Origin of the sequence: Limnoraphis robusta BA-68 BA1, from assembly GCF_034932365.1 — a bacterium.
In the GTDB taxonomy this organism is placed as follows: Bacteria; Cyanobacteriota; Cyanobacteriia; order Cyanobacteriales; family Microcoleaceae; genus Capilliphycus; species Capilliphycus robustus.
The window spans coordinates 26,438-42,979 of the sequence record NZ_JAYGHR010000081.1 but is presented as its reverse complement, the minus strand read 5'-3'; the positions used below and the strand labels follow the sequence as shown (position 1 = coordinate 42,979).

At 41.4% G+C, this 16,542-nt stretch carries 9 protein-coding genes, 1 other RNA gene and 1 pseudogene; 7 read left to right on the top strand and 4 right to left on the bottom strand.

What is annotated here, in order from left to right:
* Positions 1 to 15 precede the first annotated feature (15 nt).
* Positions 16 to 693, top strand: a complete 678-nt coding sequence (surE, locus tag VB836_RS23865) for a 5'/3'-nucleotidase SurE (RefSeq protein ID WP_323223198.1) — start codon at positions 16 to 18, stop codon at positions 691 to 693.
* Between the two features lie 301 nt (positions 694 to 994).
* Here surE and dcm read toward each other — a convergent pair whose 3' ends face one another.
* Positions 995 to 2,287 carry a DNA (cytosine-5-)-methyltransferase gene (dcm, locus tag VB836_RS23860; RefSeq protein ID WP_046278251.1) on the bottom strand — a complete coding sequence of 431 codons (1,293 nt, stop codon included), beginning with the start codon at positions 2,285 to 2,287 and terminating at the stop codon, positions 995 to 997.
* Between the two features lie 134 nt (positions 2,288 to 2,421).
* Complete coding sequence (locus tag VB836_RS23855; RefSeq protein ID WP_323223195.1) at positions 2,422 to 6,909, bottom strand: Calx-beta domain-containing protein; 4,488 nt, start codon at positions 6,907 to 6,909, stop codon at positions 2,422 to 2,424.
* 432 nt (positions 6,910 to 7,341) lie between these two features.
* On the opposite strand from VB836_RS23855, the gene VB836_RS23850 reads away from it, so the two are divergent.
* Complete coding sequence (locus VB836_RS23850) at positions 7,342 to 7,545, top strand: hypothetical protein (RefSeq protein WP_323223244.1); 204 nt, start codon at positions 7,342 to 7,344, stop codon at positions 7,543 to 7,545.
* Between the two features lie 95 nt (positions 7,546 to 7,640).
* Here the strand turns inward: VB836_RS23850 and VB836_RS23845 are convergent, their stop codons facing one another.
* Together VB836_RS23845 and ssrS are read right to left on the bottom strand one after the other, a co-directional pair.
* Positions 7,641 to 8,606 carry a GDSL-type esterase/lipase family protein gene (locus VB836_RS23845; RefSeq protein WP_323223193.1) on the bottom strand — a complete coding sequence of 322 codons (966 nt, stop codon included), beginning with the start codon at positions 8,604 to 8,606 and terminating at the stop codon, positions 7,641 to 7,643.
* 145 nt (positions 8,607 to 8,751) lie between these two features.
* A non-coding RNA gene (ssrS, locus tag VB836_RS23840) (6S RNA) lies at positions 8,752 to 8,943 on the bottom strand.
* Positions 8,944 to 9,170: 227 nt separating this feature from the next.
* On the opposite strand from ssrS, the gene VB836_RS23835 reads away from it, so the two are divergent.
* The 5 genes and pseudogenes from VB836_RS23835 (at position 9,171) to ispG (ending at position 16,370) form a co-directional block, all read left to right on the top strand.
* The gene (locus tag VB836_RS23835) at positions 9,171 to 9,530 is read left to right on the top strand and encodes a hypothetical protein (RefSeq protein ID WP_323223191.1); all 360 of its coding nucleotides are present in this window, start codon (positions 9,171 to 9,173) and stop codon (positions 9,528 to 9,530) included.
* 321 nt (positions 9,531 to 9,851) lie between these two features.
* The gene (locus VB836_RS23830) at positions 9,852 to 12,590 is read left to right on the top strand and encodes a valine--tRNA ligase (protein WP_323223189.1); all 2,739 of its coding nucleotides are present in this window, start codon (positions 9,852 to 9,854) and stop codon (positions 12,588 to 12,590) included.
* 562 nt (positions 12,591 to 13,152) lie between these two features.
* Entirely contained in the window at positions 13,153 to 14,340 is a 1,188-nt protein-coding gene (gene rnc / locus VB836_RS23825) for a ribonuclease III (protein ID WP_323223187.1), read from the top strand.
* Positions 14,341 to 14,390: 50 nt separating this feature from the next.
* A pseudogene (locus VB836_RS23820) lies at positions 14,391 to 14,957 on the top strand (SDR family oxidoreductase); the annotation flags it as partial.
* Positions 14,958 to 15,146: 189 nt separating this feature from the next.
* Positions 15,147 to 16,370 carry a (E)-4-hydroxy-3-methylbut-2-enyl-diphosphate synthase gene (gene ispG, locus VB836_RS23815; RefSeq protein ID WP_323223185.1) on the top strand — a complete coding sequence of 408 codons (1,224 nt, stop codon included), beginning with the start codon at positions 15,147 to 15,149 and terminating at the stop codon, positions 16,368 to 16,370.
* Positions 16,371 to 16,542: the final 172 nt, after the last annotated feature.

Here is a 16,542-nt window from a genome sequence, read left to right as displayed (position 1 = left end):
TCATTGAAATTCAAGATGACGATTATACTAACGAATGATGATGGTATTGATGCACCGGGTATTCGCGCATTATCAGAAGCGATTAACCATCAAGGAATATTTGTCGCCCCCCAACAAGAAGTATCCGGTTGTGGTCATAAAGTAACAACAAGATCACCCATTCATGTTGAACATCGTTGTGATACTGAATACGCTGTTGCGGGTACTCCGGCTGACTGTATTCGTCTGGCGATTACTCATTTTTGTCCCCAAATTGATTGGGTGCTTTCAGGTATTAATTCTGGGGGAAATTTAGGCATAGATGTGTATATTTCGGGTACGGTTGCTGCGGTGAGAGAAGCGGCTTTTCATGGAATTCGTGGAATTGCGCTTTCTCAATATAGAAAAGGGGGAAGATCTGTTAACTGGGAACAAACAACAAGCTGGAGTCAAATTGTTTTAAAAGACTTATTGAACCGTCCTTTAGAACCCGGAAGTTTTTGGAATGTGAATTTTCCCTATCTTGAACCGGACGCACCCGAACCGGAAATAGTCTTTTGTCAACCGTCTACAAAACCGTTACCGATTGATTATAAAGTAGAAGGGGAAGATTATTTTTATATTGGGAATTACAGCGAACGTCAACGCACGCCTGAAACCGATGTTGATGTTTGTTTTGGGGGGAAAATTGCTGTGACTTTAATTACATTATAATAGATCAGGATGTTTTTTAGGGTTTGAATTTTGCTCAATAGAAATTTTATCTCCTGAACCAAGTTATAATTGTGTTATATAGCAGAGAAAGAGTTGATTAGGACACTGTTTTTCTGTCAAATCCTTTTATGATAAAGGTTTCAATTCTGTCTCCTGTCTCCTGATTTCTGCTATATCATGTCCGGATAATTAGTGATAAAAAACTTTCTCATAATCCTCCTCTTTCTTCTTCTTGATTTCCTCCTGACTCCTGACTCCTGACTCCTGACTCCTGACTCCTCTGTCGTTTATTTATAACTGTTCAACCGGACATGATATTACAGGTAATATTCTGCATTGAATTATTCCAGATGATCGATATGACATCTTGAGTAATAGCGGTAATTACATTAATACTTACTGAGTTTCCCAATTGATAAAAGGCTTTTTTGGGATTAGAATGAAGTTGAAAGCTATCGGGAAATCCCTGTAAACGGGCGGCTTCTCTAGGCGTAATTCGACGAACTCTATTATTGTGATAAACTCCAATTCGATTCGCATCACTCGCGACTAAGGTGACAGATACTTTCTCTGGATCGAGAAATTTATAAACTTCAAAAGAGAAGTTACCTGAAACGGGTTTATATTGTCCGTTGGTCATTTGTAAATAACGCTTTTTGACAAGAGACTCTAATATTTTGGGGAGATTCGGATGTTTAAAAAAACTAGCAATTTGTTCAAAATTTAACGGTTTACCATCTTGATGTTTGCCAAATTTTTTCTGGCGTCTTTCCGTTATCAGTAAATTCATTAAATTGATTTCATCTTCGCTACATTCTCCTCGCAAACCCAATTCCCAAGAATGAATAGAATTTCCACCCCGATAGTCAATTAATCTAACTCCATGTAATTTGTTAAAATCTCCCTGAACCACTTTGTTTAAGGCTTGTACAAATTCCGGTGAACAATCAAACGATGAATCTGGATTTTCTTCGAGAATATCTTTGACTTTTGGTGGTAAATCGTTTAAACTATAAGAATTAAGCTGAACTGCATTATAAGCATGAGTATCTTTCGGCCCTACGTCTGAAATCAGGTTAAATTGAGGAGATGCGTTTAATACCCCAATCATGTAAACGCGAACCCGATTTTGAGGTAAGCCAAAGTTAACACTATTTAAAACAAATTTATAAAAACTGTAGCCTCTTAATTGGATTTCATGTTCAATGGTCGCTAAAGTTTTACCGTTATCATGGGTGGTTAAACCCCGCACATTTTCCAAGATTAACACTTTGGGTTTATGGGTGTCAATCAGCCGCATTATTTCAAAAAATAGTGTTCCGCGAATCTCCCCAAAGCCTTGTTTTTTTCCCGCATAGGAAAAAGACTGACAAGGAAAACCAGCGAGTAAAACATCATGTTCAGGTAAAGATTGAATTTGGCGAATATCTCCGGCGGGAATGTGCTGAAAATTTTGAGAATAGACTTGATTGGCGTCGCTATCAATTTCACTAGCTAACACACATTCTCCCCTCAAACCAATAGACTCAATTCCCTTTTCAAACCCTAATCTTAAACCCCCTATTCCCGCAAATAGGTCAATGAACTTAAGCACTACAACTGTATTGATTTCGGTCTATTCTGAAAGATATTATAGCAGTTTTTCGGGTAAATAGAAAACCCAGTTTATTTGCAAAACCGGGTTTATAGCAATATCAGGGCGCAAGCAAGAGCGCCCCTACAAATGGGTTAACCTTGGAACTCAAACGCCCCAATATCAATCAAATTAACAATTCGAGCAAAAGGTTCAACCTGACGTTGATCAAACGCTCCGGGATCTGTAAATCCTCCTGAAAAATCTCCATCTCCCGCATTAATCGCTGGACTTCCTATTGATAATGCGATCGTTGGAGTCAATCCTTGCGTGTTAAATCCGGGAACCAGCAAGGCATCAACTGGAACATCAATAGTACCAATAATATCACCAATTGCCGGATTAAAACCTGCTGTATCCGTAGCATTTCCAATTAAATTGTTGCCCCCACTGCTGACCGGAAATGTCTCCGGAGCGGGTGAAATATCCGTACCGCTGGGAGCTTGATTCGCGGCAACAATTGTATTTTTTAAGTTGAGCCGACCGGTAGTGAAATTCCCTCCCACACCTCCACCATCCAGTAGAGCTGTGTTGCGAGCAATTGTACTGTTTGTGACCGTTAATTCACCAAAAGAGAGAAAAGCACCTCCACCAATTCGGAGCGCATCGTTGTCTGCAATTGTACTGTTGGTGACACTCACTCCCCCGTCAATTATAGCAATACCAGCCCCGTTAATTGCTGTATTATCACGGATTGTACTATTAAAAATCCTCAAGGTACCCGCATTAGCAATTGCTCCACCATTATTCGCCTGACTCCCCTCAATAACCGTATTGAAAATATCTACAGTACCGCCGGAAATACTGATAGCACCTCCTCGGTTTTCAGGGGTAGATGGACTGGAGGTATCTCCTAAGTCCGCTCTCGGTGCAATTCCGTTGGCAAGTGTTAAGTTAGAAAGAGTGAAATTGCCACCATTAACTGTAAAAATCCGGAAATTAGGAGTACCTTCCGCCGCGCTACGTTGAACAGTTAATCCGGGTACATTATTGCCGTTTAAAGTCAGACCATCACTGTTAATATTGGGTAATGCTGCAACCAAATCAATCGTATTAACACCATCAGCTTGAGGAGCAAACGTAATCGTATTGTCACCCGCAAAGCTTTCAGCATTAATTAATGCTTGTCGCAACGAACCCTCAACCGCATCAAAATAAGCCTGTTCATCGTCAATTTGATCGCTATCCGTTAAACGGGTGACTTGTGTATCATTCGCCAACAGAGTAACCGTTGCTTGATTATCTTGCGAATCAATCACATATTCAGAATCGTCGATTTCTGCTATCGTTAACGTCAGGGATTCATCAGCTTCTGCTTGATCATCATCAAGCGGAACTAACGTAATATCCACACTCGCCGCTTGATTGGGAAGTGTTACCGTTGCAGTTGCGGTATTTGTTTCTGCATCAACTACTATCGGAACAGTGTCCTCACCAATTTTCAACTCAAATTCTGGCTGAGTTAATAGCTGAGTTAATAACAGTTTATTGCCTGAAACTGTCAAATTAACGGTTAACTCACCCACCGGATTTGGTGTACGCTTGATTTGAAATGTACCATTTTGAGCCTCTATTTCTCGACTCGGATCTGCTTCAATTGCATTGGCTTGAATAGCGGTAATAGAAACCGTCGCCGTATCATCATTTTCTATTGTTAAAACTGACTGCGGTTGCGATGTTCCAGCCCGTCCGCCCTCAATAGCCTGACCATTGTTACCAATAATGATGAAATTGTCAAAACTCAATCCCAGCGTTTCATCACTTTCGACGCGATCATCACCTAAAATTTGAATCGGTACAATTTGGCTCGTTTCACCCGGAGCAAACTCAATCGTAATCGGGCTGTTTACATAATCAGTACCCGCTTCGGCAGTTTGCTGAGTCAGAACCACATCCACCCGAGAAGCATTAGTGGTTTCCCCGGAACGAGAGACTTCAACGACAGTTGTTGAATTAATACTGTTACCTTCAACGGTGCTGAAATTCGCCAAAGAAAAATTGTAAACTGGAGGCGAATCATTATCTAAAATCGATAAATTCGCAGTCGGGAACGTGTTACCTGTTTTTCCCAGGGGCGCAAAGTTTTCAAAGCGTAAATTCACCGCTTCGGCTTCTTCTTCTATCGTATCGTCTATGATTTCTAGAGGTATTGTTTGAGTGGTTTCACCGATCGCAAAATTCACGGTAACTCGTTCGGGTGTAATATCTTCTCCAGGTATAGCGCCGTCTGATGCTGCCGTTGTCAGAACCACATCTACCGAGGACGCCGCCTCGGCATTTCCACTGCGAAGAACAGTTACGACTTCTGTTATCCCGTCATCTTCACTGGCTGTATACTGACTGGTGGTAAAGTCGTAGGTGGGAATATCGTCATCATCAACAATAATTAAATTAGCCGTCGGATTTTCCGTCCCAACCTGTTGTCCGGTAGAAGGGGCTAACGATAACCTGACCGTTTTATTCGGCTGCGGAATCACATTTCCGATGATCTCAATGGGAACTGTTGCAATGGTTTGATTCGCTGCAAAATCAACTGTAATTGGCCCTGGGGCAAAGTCAACACCCGGTAAAGCGTTATTAATTCCCTGCAAGTTTACCGTCACCGAAGAAGGATCAAGGCGTCCTGTCCGAATGATTTCAACGACATCATCAACAGTGTTTAAAACATCGCCTTCGGAGGTTGTAAACAAGGAGTTGTTAAACTCGTAGGTTGTGGCACCGTCATCGTCGTTAATTGTGATTGTGGCGGCTGGGTTATTGACACCTGCTTGTCCACCGATAATCGGATTACCATCTGCAATAATTTGGAAGTTATCAAAGCTGAGATTTAGGCTTCTTGAGGGTTGTTCCTCTGTATTGGGAATCAGATCAACGAATACCGATTTTTCGGTTTCTCCAGGTAAAAAGATCAGGGGAGTGGGCTGAGGCGGACTGTTATAATCAGTTCCCTCAATCGCTGTTCCATCGGTTAAAATAATATCAACTTGTGACTCTAAATCGACATCCGCCGAGCGACTCACAATAATTTCAACTTGTTGCCGATTGTCGGGATCGCCTTCAACCCCAATAAATTCGGCTTTGCTAAAGTCGTAAACAGGGGGATCGGGGGGATCATCGTCGTTGACAATCGTAGCTGTGGCGGACTGACGTGCTGGATCAGCTTCATACAAAGTTCCCGATTCTGCGATCGTTAATTCAATCGTTTTATCCGCTTCAAAGATATCATTGGCAACAGGAGTGAGAGTTATTTGAGTTGTAGATTCATTCGGTGCAAAAACAACAGTTCCCTCTCCGTCGGAAAATTCTAAGGCTCCCGTTACGGTATAATCTGTTCCTAACTCAGCACTTGCTGCGATCGCAAAATCAACAATAATCCCTGTTAACAGAGAACCACTAGAACGGCTAAAAGTGTAAACTAATCCCTGACCTTGATCTTCTGGAACGTTTGTCGGTGATACGGAAACCGAAACCGTTGAGGCAGTAATCGGCGGAGTGGGAGGAATAATCAGTGTATCGTCGTCGGGTGTGGGGGTGGGTGTCGGAGTCGGCGTAGGGGGTCGCTCATCATCTTCAATATTAACCACTAATTCGCTCTGTTCCCCAATAGTGGCGCCGCCAATCGGATCAGTTAACCGCAAACTAATCGATTCATCTCCTTCAAATTGATCATCGTTATTAATAGGAATAGTTACTCGTTTGAAGGTTTCAAAGGGAGCAAAAATAACTTCAATTCCTTCAGGGGACAAGTCTAAATCATCGGACGAAGAACTCGCTTCTGATAACAACAATTTTCCGCCAACGGTGTTGAGGGGAGAACCTGTGCGTTGAATGCCGATTTCTACAAAAGCAGAAGTTTGATTTTCTCGAATTTGAATGGATTGTTCACTAAACTCCACGACAGAAGTAATTGTCGAGATGGATTTGGTAAAGTTCGAGCGAATCAGAGTATTGCGTTGAGTGGCTTGTAAAATCGCCAATTCTTCCCGACTTTCGCGATCAATAATCGTTGTATCGTTTCCGGTTTGAACGAATTCTAAATCTTCAAATTCTAAATCATCTGTTAAGGCAATTAAATCAAATCCGGCTCGAAAATCAGTAATAATATCTGTTAAGCCGCCATTGAGTGAGCGACCAATCACAAATAAGTCTGCTCCCGCTCCTCCGGTGAGGGTGTTTAAGCCTAAGCCTGTGTAGAGGATATCATTATCGAGATCGCCAAATAGTTGGTCATTGCCTTCTAAGTTAACAAGCGTATCATTGCCTTGACCGCCATAGAGGGTATCGCTTCCGCCAATATCACTGATGAAGTCATCCCCTTCGTTACCGAATAAAAAGTCGTCTCCTAAGCCGCCTTCAACGGTATCATTCCCAAATTCGCCGAATAGAGAGTCGTTTCCCTCGTCCCCTTGCAATAGATCATCGTCTCGACTTCCGAGAATCGAGTCATTGTCTGAGTTTCCTTGTAGCGTATCATTACCCAGGAAACCAATCAGGGTATCATCCCCTGCTAGTCCTTGAATGAGGTCAGCCTCAAGTGTTCCCTCAAGTAAATCTGGATCTTCAGCACCGATAATATTAGCCATAACACTCGTGTTCGTGAACAGGTGGACAGTTCAAATGTGAATACTGTGAAGGATCATTGTAAAAATGAACACAATCAAGCAGAAGTCTAACGGAGGTGAAGGGAGAATCCCAAACCCTTGCTAGGACTTGACTGTTGCATCTTTAAGGGAATACACATCAGGTGGTTTCAAATCTGTTTTAGCTTACCCACTATGGGCTAGGCTATTAACATTTTTTCAACCAAAAGCAATTCCCAGTAGGTCTTCTGTTGATCAGGTTCTCGTTTAGGGTCGCCAAGTGAAATGTAACAGAGTATAAACGACTTTGGGACTCAGGATTACAGATCGTTAAGCGTTTGACGAGAAAGCCTGTTCTGCATGATACTGTCTAGAGGTGTTTACCGATTGCAGTTGACTTACCACCAGGAGAACACTTTGAATTCACATTCACAGATGACACAATATCCGTCTTGTTCACTGCATCACGATGTCAGCGAGTATGTGGCTGACCTTCAACTTCACATGACGTTGCAGGCTCGTAACTTGGTTCCCGCTTTGACTCAAGAAGGTAAAGATAGTCGCGAGCAAATGTTACAACAAACTCAAGCTTATTTTGAAAAAATGGCTTCTCGACAAGCCAATCCCATGTCTCTATAGATTAATCCTTAAAAGTTGTGATCAAAGCAGACTAGAAACTCGAAGTTCACATTCAGTAGAGAGTCTGCTTTTACTTATTTAGATTTTTGGTCGGTTTAATCAGGGGATTGAATCACAGGAATTTCAAGCCGTTGATAGTCTTGAACCGATTCAGAAATGAGCTGATTTCGGATGGCAATCAAATCACAGTAGTCAAATTCATCCGTTCCAAAGACTTCCAGAGCAATCGTTTTTAAAGTATCTCGCGGTTTAACGCTGTAGGAAATCCAACGATAGGACTTTCCATTTAACTTAAATTCGGGCGAAGATAGCAGCCATTTCTGATACTTTTCATCTCTTTTTTTTGCCAAACGAGATTCGCTTTGAGATAAAGCAAATTGCCACACTTGATAACCAACCAGACTTAAATGTAATCCATCTGTTGTGAATTTTGACTGCAAATTACCTGAATGATCGCTAAAGCGAGAATGAAAATCGAGATAAATAGCACCTGCTTGTTGAGCGAGTATTTTCAGTTCTTGGTTGAGTTGCAGAATTTGAGAATTGGGAAGGGTAAAAGATAAAAACTGACTGGGTAATGCAGTCGGAAATAAAGATTGAACAAAAAGCTGACAATTCGGATGTTTTTGTTGTAAATCTTGCAAAATGCGGCGATAGTTTGTTATAATAATCTTGAGCGGCGTTTTTAACTTTAAATCGTTAATTCCAGCGAGAATATAAATTGCATCCGGTTTAACCGCATCTAAAGCAAACAACCGTTTACAAATTCCTCCGGTTGTATCTCCAGAAATCCCTTGATTTAGCCAAAATCTTCCTTCAGGAAGCAAAGAAGCGGGAAACCACATACTTAGAGAATCCCCCAATAAAACCCCCAAACGTGTAGAATTAGATTGAGAAGCAATGACTTGTTTCATTAACTGAGCTTCATCGTGAAAAATCTGTATCCAGTCCCGAGAAAGGGGAGTAAAAGCAGGAGTTGGTAAACGGGTGTATATTTGCTTGTTATAGAGAGCGACAAGCCGTTGCTGGAACATTTCTAAACCCGTTTTAGGCACAGACATAAGACTAAAAAGTAAAAAAATTTAAGCCAATCTTAGCATCGGACTGGCTTAAATCCTCCCAAACTTGAAAATTCTCAAAAACCCTACAAACATCTTGGTGTTCACACAGGACAAACTGGAGAACACACTTGTATCGTTCAGATGTAGGCTTACCGCAGCGCCGTTTTACCCCAGTTTTTGACCTCAATATACTTTTTTAAAGTGGGTACCTTTGTTGAGCTTGAAGTTTCCGGATGCTAAGTCCGGTATACTGCCACTCAAAGTTTCTCTGGTTCCCGAATATTGAGATTTACAGATCAAAAAAACATAAAGGCAGTCACCAACGCCGCAGCAGAACCTGTTCACTATTATAACTATTCTTGTTCAACTGTGGAGAGGTAAATTTACTTATTTCTTCATCAGGTCTTCCCCGGAACCCCACCTCCCGATACCTGTCATCTATTTACGTGAAATTACGGATTTTCGAGACAGTGAGACATCAACAGAATTCCGTAAATGTCCTGATGCGACTTGAGGGTGGGTAGCAGTAGACTCGAATTAATAAAGCACAGCAGGGCAATAGCAATGTTGAAATCAAGGGTAGTGTTTGGGTTAGTCTTAATCATAGGTCTGTTCGCTACGCAAGCTCAAGCCGAAACTGAAAGTGTTAGCTTTACCTTAGTTAATCGTACCAGTCGCAATTTACAAGAGTTCTACGCTTCACCCCCTCAAGTTGAGGACTGGGAAGAAGATATTTTAGGTAGTGACGTTCTTGGACCTGGAGAATCAGTCACTATTGTAATTGATGATGGTCGCGGAGATTGTCTGTACGACTTCATGGGCGTTTTAGGGCCAAATGCCGAGGGAACAGTCGGAGAAGGGGCTTTAATTCAATCCGGTGTGAGTGTGTGCGATGGCGACACTTACGAATATTATGAGCAGTAGTCTGATTTTTGACAACCGAGAAACAGAGCGAACAAACGTTGCAGTATTAGTAACATCGCTCGGAATATAAATCCTTTTGTACTGATCAATCACAATTTTAACGTCTTTTTCAACCGTTTCTAAAGCTTGTCAAACCACTTGAGGATTATTAAAACAAAACCCCATCAAACGCTTATCTCCCTCTAACCCAGGGAGTTTGTTTTTTGTTGGTAGAAATTTCCGTAAAAGTTGAGAAGTTCGAGATTAAGTTTCTAGGTCTTCTGGCTTTGTGGCAAAATGTTAAGAGCATCAAAACGCTCACATTGTCTGCAATTATCGCCCATGACCTCAACTATCCCTAACCTTCCCAGCAAATACGACCCGTTTACCACCGAAGCCAAATGGCAAACCTACTGGGAGGAGAAACAAACCTTCAAAGCCGACCCCAACCATCCCGGCTCACCCTATTGTATTATGATTCCGCCCCCCAACGTCACGGGAAGCCTGCACATGGGTCACGCTTTCAATAATTCCTTGATTGATACCCTCATTCGTTATCATCGGATGAAAGGCTATAATACGCTTTATCTTCCCGGAACTGACCATGCGAGTATTGCGGTTCATAGTGTTATTGAACGACAACTCAAACAAGAAGGAAAAACTCGCTTTGATTTAGGACGAGAAAAATTTCTTGAACGGGCTTGGGAATGGAAAGAACAATCAAGCGGTACAATTACAGGACAACTGCGACGTTTAGGAATTTCTGCTGACTGGACGAGAGAACGTTTTACCCTCGATGTTGGGTTAGCCAATGCAGTAATTGAAGCCTTTGTTCGGTTGTATGAAGACGGGCTAATTTATCGCGGTCAATACATGGTAAATTGGTGTCCTGCGAGTGAATCTGCGGTGTCAGATGTTGAGGTTGAAAATAAAGAAGTTCAGGGGAATTTGTGGCATTTTCGTTATCCTTTAACTGAAGGGAATGGTTATGTAGAAGTCGCCACAACTCGCCCTGAAACCATGTTAGGCGATACCGCAGTTGCAGTCAATCCCAATGATCCTCGCTACAAACATTTAATCGGAAAAACGGTAACATTACCGATTATGAACCGGGAAATTCCGATTATCGCCGATGAATTTGTTGACCCAGAATTTGGAACGGGTTGTGTCAAAGTAACACCCGCCCACGACCCGAACGATTTTCAAATGGGTCAACGTCATCAACTGCCGATGATTAATATTTTAAATAAAAATGGTTCGTTGAATGAAAATGCGGGAAGCTTTGAAGGAGAAGATCGATTTGTCGCCCGAAAAAATGTGGTTAAACAGTTGGAAAAAGAGGGATTTTTAGTTAAAATAGAAGACTATAAACATAGTGTTCCCTATAGCGATCGCGGAAAAGTTCCTATCGAACCGCTATTATCAACTCAGTGGTTTGTGAAAATTAGACCGTTAGCTGATAAGGCGTTAAATTGTCTCGATAACGAAGATTCTCCCGCTTTTGCACCCGAACGTTGGATGAAAGTTTATCGAGATTGGTTGGTAAAATTAGAAGATTGGTGTATTTCTCGACAACTGTGGTGGGGACATCAAATTCCCGCTTGGTATGCTGTTAGCGAAACAGACGGAGAAATTACCGACAATACGCCGTTTGTTGTCGCCAAAACCGAAGAAGAAGCCGTTAAAAAAGCTACTGAAAAATTTGGCAAAGACGTTAAATTGCAACAAGAACCCGATGTATTAGATACTTGGTTTTCATCCGGTTTATGGCCGTTTTCAACGTTAGGATGGCCCGAAGAAACGGCAGATTTAGCAACCTATTTCCCGACAAATACCCTATCAACAGGCTTTGATATTATCTTCTTCTGGGTCGCCCGGATGACGATGATGGCGGGATATTTTATGGATAAAATGCCCTTTAAAACCGTTTATATTCACGGGTTAATTCTCGATGAAAACGGCAAGAAAATGTCAAAAACTGCCGGAAATGGTATTGACCCGTTATTGCTGATTAATAAGTATGGAACCGATGCGGTTCGATATACTTTAATTCGAGAAGTCATGGGGGCGGGTCAGGATATTCGTCTAGAATATGACCGCGAAAAAGATGAATCGGGTTCTGTTGAAACCTCCCGCAACTTTACCAATAAAATTTGGAATGCGTCTCGGTTTGTGATGATGAATTTAGAGGGAAAAAGCCCTCAACAGTTGGGACAACCGGATAACGAAAAGTTAGAATTGTGCGATAAATGGATATTGTCTCGCTTCCATAAAACCGTTAAACAAACCTGTGATTATCTGGAAAGTTACGGCTTAGGAGAAGCAGCCCGAGAACAATATGAGTTCATCTGGGGTGATTTTTGTGACTGGTATATTGAACTGGTTAAACCCCGTTTACAAGGTGAAAATACAGCCTCAAAACAAGTCGCCCAACAAACATTAGCATACGTTTTAGAAGGAATTCTGAAGCTGTTGCATCCGTTTATGCCTCATATTACCGAGGAAATTTGGCATACGTTAACCCAAACGGGCGAAGAAGATTGTTTAGCGGTTCAGTCTTATCCACAGTTAGAAACAGGGTTAATTAATGAGGAACTAGAAACCGAATTCGAGTTAATTTTTGGAACTATTCGGACGTTAAGAAACCTGCGGGCGGATGCAGATATTAAACCGAAAGTAAAAGTTACCGCAATTCTGCAAAGTGAAAATGCAAAAGAACGGGATATCCTCACAAAAGGGGAAGACTATCTCAAAGATTTAGTGAAGATTGAAACCTTGAATATTACTGAGACTTTACCCGAAGATTTAGGTCAAACCATCGCGGGTGTAATTGGTACGGTTCAAGCGTTAATACCGTTGGCGGGTGTGGTTGATCTTGCGGGTTTACAACAACGAACCGAGAAAAAATTAGAGAAAGTCCAGAAGGAAATCGAATCAATTTCTCGGCGGTTAAGTAATCGGAATTTTGTCGATAAAGCTGACCCAGAAGTTGTGCAAACAGCCAGAGATGCGTTAGCAGAAGCCGAAAAACAAGCCGAGATTTTACGCGATCGCTTACAACAACTTCAGTCCAATTCCTAACCCCAAAAACCCTAACTCCAAAAACCCGGTTTTTATTCCTCTAAAAACCCTAACCCCAAAAACCCGGTTTTTATTCCTCTAAAAACCCTAACTCCAAAAACCCGGTTTTTATTCCTCTAAAAACCCTAACCCCAAAAACCCGGTTTCTCAAAGAAACCGGGTTTTTATTCAAAAATAAAATTCTCGTAGGGGCGGGTTCAGCCAAGATCTATAATACAAATCAGAGATTAAACTAAACCCGCCCGACCCCAATATTAGCTTGTGAAAATTGACGCATTATTTAGATTTAATTGAATGAAACAGACCATGAAAGGGCGCATCAGAGGGCGCATCAGAGGGCGCAAGCCTTGCGCCCCTACACGCCCCTACACGCCCCTACACGCCCCTACACCCGTGAAAATCATATAAATTTTGTATTATTGTAAATGATGAAATTATCTATCCTGATATAACAGATGAAACAATCTAAAAATTTTCAGGGGATTTTCAGGATAATTTCTGGAATTAAGTTGTTAAGATTGTGTAGTTAACATATGAACCATTAGAACTCATCTAACCTACTATGATCAACAACCGTGACAGAATTGGTCGATGCTTAGACTTGTTAAAACAAGGTTTATATCCTTATTTTGAACAACGTATGAAAGAAGCTTATGGAGGTCAATGGCTTTCTCAAGCTGAAAAAGCACTCTCAAAAGATGCCACATTAAAACGAACATTTGAAGACACTTTAAAAGAAGATATTTCTGTAATCCTCAATATTATTAATAAGCGATGGGAGAAGGTTTTTAAGCCTCATTTATCTTCAGTGGAAAGGGCTTTAGTCAGTGAATTAATTGACGTTCGTAACAAATGGGCGCATCAAGTTACTTTTTCCACAGAAGATACCTATCGCGCTTTAGATAGTATGTCTCGGCTATTAAATACAATTGGTGCGGCAGAACAGGAAACGTTAATTAATCAGCATAAACAAGAAATATTAAAACGGTTACTCAAAGAACAATCTCGACCCGATCAAAGTCAAATCTCCGGCGAAGAATCATCCGTTAGAGAACGTTTAAAAGAACTTCTGGAAAAAATCCCCTTTCAAGATGCTAGACTGCTTAAACGGGCTTTAACTCACCGCACTTATGTTTTTGAAAATCCGACACAAACTCAGGGCGATAATGAACAATTGGAATTTTTGGGAGATTCTGTATTAAACTTTTTAGCGGGGGATTATCTGTATGAACAATATTCCCATCGTCGTGATGAAGGAGAACTCACCCGTCGCCGTTCTAACCTTGTAGATAATTCTCAATTCGCTCAATTTGCAATTCAACTCAATTTAGGGGAGTGGATACAGTTAGGAAAAGGAGAGGAATTACAGGGCGGTAGAACAAAATCTTCGCTGTTGAGTAACACATTTGAAGCCGTTATCGGCGCTTATTATTTAGACTCTGGAATTGAAGCGGTGCGAGAATTAATAAAACCGTTTTTTGAGTCGGTTGATACTGGAACAGTTGACAGTCATATTCCTCAGCAAACTTTAATCGATCCTAAAGGACGTTTGCAGAATATAGCACAAACAAATAATCTACCCATTCCCGAATATGTTCTGGTTGATGAAACGGGGAACGATCACGATAAAACTTTTGAAGTTCAAGTTATAATTAATGGAGAATTTTACGGCGAAGGAACTGGAAAAAAGAAAAAAGAAGCTGAAAAACAAGCCGCTATCGATGCACTTAGGCGTTGGGATTTGCTATAGTCTTGGATAAAATAGACCCGTTCAAGATAAATTGATTATTTTTTCAGACTAATATTTCTAACGAAGAATCCGTTAAAACTGCCATCCATCAAACAATAGAATTATTTAGACGTTTGGATATTTTAGTGAATAATGGGGCGATTTCCAATCCTGAAAATGACCCCATCGAACAGTTGAGTTTAGAAAGTTGGCATAAAGTATTAACCGTTAATTTAACGGGCGCTTTTCTCTGTACAAAATATGCGGTTCCCCATTTGCGAAAACATCAAGGTACAATTATCAATATTGCTTCAACACGCGCCTTAATGTCAGAACCGAATACAGAAATTTATTCAACAGCTAAAGGCGGTTTAGTCGCTTTAACTCATGCCTTAGCAAACAGTTTAGGGCCGGATATTCGGGTTAATTGTGTGAGTCCCGGTTGGATTGTTACCTCAGAATATCAAGCCTCTAAACTGACCGAAAAAGATCATCAACAACACCCTGTCGGACGAGTCGGACAGCCGAAAGATATTACCGCAATGGTGGTTTATTTAGCATCAGAAGAAGCAACATTTATCACAGGTATCAATGTAGTTGTTGATGGTGGAATGACCCACAAAATGATTTATATCTAAAATCAAGTCAAGCTACTGTAAAAACGGGTCACTGGTCACTGCAAAACTGGTCACTGAAAACACTGGTCACTGGTCACTGTAAAACTGGTCACTGAAAACACCTCTCCCACAAATGCCCCTTCTATGGCAACCTAATAAATAGGAGAAAAAATATTTTGAAATCTCTGTTACAGCCATCGACAACTCACTATGCAAACTCTACCCCGTCCCACAGAAGATTCAACCCCTAGTCAACCCCCTGTTGACACAATGATTCATCGCCGCAAAACCCGTCCCGTCCAAGTCGGAACTATTACCATTGGTGGGGGTTATCCGGTCGTCGTGCAGTCGATGATCAATGAAGATACAATGGATATCGACGGTTCAGTAGCGGCAATTCGTCGTTTACATGAAATTGGCTGCGAAATTGTGCGAGTCACGGTGCCGAGTGTGGGTCACGCCAAAGCCGTCGGAGAAATTAAACAAAAACTCGCTCAAACTTATCAACCTGTTCCCCTCGTGGCGGATGTTCATCATAATGGCATGAAAATCGCCTTAGAAGTTGCAAAACACGTTGATAAAGTTCGCATCAATCCTGGTTTATATGTATTTGAAAAACCCAAATCTGATCGCAGCGAATATACTCAATCTGAATTTGATGAAATTGGCGAAAAAATTCGAGAAACTTTAGAACCGTTAGTGGTTTCCTTGCGGGATCAAGGAAAAGCGATGCGAATTGGTGTTAATCACGGTTCTTTAGCCGAACGAATGCTGTTTACCTACGGCGATACTCCCGAAGGAATGGTTGAGTCAGCGTTAGAATTTATCCGCATTTGTGAATCTTTAGACTTCCAAAATTTAGTCATTTCTTTGAAAGCGTCTCGGGTTCCCGTGATGTTAGCGGCCTATCGATTAATGGCGAAACGCATGGATGAATTGGGAATGGAATATCCCCTGCATTTAGGCGTCACAGAAGCCGGAGATGGTGAATATGGTCGAATAAAATCTACCGCAGGGATTGGTACGTTATTAGCCGATGGAATTGGTGACACGATTCGCGTTTCTCTCACCGAGGCACCGGAAAAAGAAATTCCCGTTTGCTATAGTATTTTGCAAGCGTTGGGACTGCGAAAAACGATGGTTGAATATGTAGCTTGTCCTTCCTGTGGTCGGACTTTGTTTAACCTCGAAAATGTGCTGCATCAAGTCCGAGAAGCCACCAAACATTTAACCGGTTTAGATATTGCGGTGATGGGTTGTATTGTCAATGGCCCTGGGGAAATGGCAGATGCAGACTACGGTTATGTCGGTAAACAACCGGGTCAAATCTCGTTATATCGCGGACGAGAAGAAGTGAAAAAGGTGCCAGAAGACAAAGGAGTTGAAGAATTAATTAATTTAATCAAAGCAGATGGACGCTGGATTGATCCATAGGTAAATCTAAAAGAGACAAGATCCAACGATGATTACCCATTGTACTCAAGTTGTCCGTTATACAGATTGCCCTCAAACAAGCGGTAAATTTGAAAGGCTGTCAGAATTGATATTATTGTTGGCTTGTCTCTTTCAAGGCTATCCTGATATCCCCTTCTGGTTGTAGATATGT